General features: G+C 65.0%; 1 protein-coding gene. It reads right to left on the reverse strand.

What is annotated here, in order from left to right:
• On the reverse strand, window positions 1-260 hold a 260-nt coding region (locus AAEZ10_RS27510), incomplete at both ends, for a uroporphyrinogen-III C-methyltransferase (RefSeq protein WP_350571837.1).

The raw sequence follows: 260 nt of genomic DNA on the forward strand, positions 1-260 counted from the left end.
TTGCCGATCAGCGCGGCAGGGGTGTCCACTGGCAATCCGGCGGAGATCAGGTTGCGCGAGATCTCGCCGAGGCTGGCCAGGCCCATGTAAAACACCAGTGTTTGTCCGCCTTGAGCCAGGGCGTCCCATGGCAGGTGCAGCTCGCCGTTGGTCTGCAGGTGGCCGGTGATGAACTGGCAGGAATGGGCCAGATCGCGATGGGTCAGTGGAATGCCGGCATAGGCGCTGCAGCCAGCCGCAGCGGTGATGCCTGGCACCAC

It is taken from the genome of Pseudomonas sp. H26/SER47-MNA-CIBAN-0231 (genome assembly GCF_040310465.1).
Lineage (GTDB): Bacteria > Pseudomonadota > Gammaproteobacteria > Pseudomonadales > Pseudomonadaceae > Aquipseudomonas > Aquipseudomonas atacamensis.